The organism is Stenotrophomonas chelatiphaga (assembly GCF_001431535.1).
GTDB classification, from domain to species: Bacteria; Pseudomonadota; Gammaproteobacteria; order Xanthomonadales; family Xanthomonadaceae; genus Stenotrophomonas; species Stenotrophomonas chelatiphaga.
Window position 1 is genome coordinate 1 of the sequence record NZ_LDJK01000129.1, and the last position, 708, is coordinate 708.

Consider the following 708-nt stretch of genomic DNA (forward strand, 5'->3'; position numbering starts at 1 on the left):
GGGCCGGGCGGTGGGGCTGGGCGGGGGCGTTGAGCGCCATGGATGGCGCGAAACGAGGCCCGCATGGATGCAGTTTTTGCCGTCCCCCGACCAGTCCCACCGCCCGGCCCAAACCAGGAAAGGCTCGTCACGACCCACCACGAGGGGCTCAGCCGTTCGCGGCCACCTCCGACGGTTTATTGGCGGCGGCAAACCGTCACGCGTGGACGTCCAACAGCCCCCGCTGGCGGATCAACTGGGCGCTGGAGAGCGTCACTTCGGCTGCGCCGGGATCGCCATCGCCGTTGGCCGGGAACCTGCTGCCACGTGGTGTCTGGCCGGATTCGCCCTGCTGTTGCTGGCCGACATCGGCATGGGCGAGCTGGAAACCCTGCTCGCCGAGCAGTTCACGCAGCCGCGGCAGGGTGCTTTCCAGCGCGTGGCGGACATCGACGTGCGGGCTGCTGAAGCTGGCGTGGACCTTGTCGCCGTCCATCTGCAGGCGCACGTCGATCGTGCCCATGTCGTCCGGGCTGATGCGGATGTGGGCGTGGCCGATCTTGTGTTCGGCCAGCCAACCGACGCGTGCGCTGATGGCTTCGTCGAAGCCTTCCTGCCCGAGTATCGGGGTGGGGGTCGGGTCGGCCGCGCGCGCCAGGGGGATGTCGGCCGCCGAACGGGTGGCCTGCAGCGCACCGGGGGCGTGCAGCAGCGGCGCCGGGGCGGCCT

General features: G+C 70.6%; 1 protein-coding gene. It reads right to left on the reverse strand.

Features of this window, described 5'->3' with window-relative positions; genetic code table 11:
* Nucleotides 1-196: 196 nt before the first annotated feature.
* On the reverse strand, nucleotides 197-708 hold a 512-nt coding region (locus ABB28_RS17450), incomplete at its 5' end, for a flagellar hook-length control protein FliK (RefSeq protein WP_161809883.1).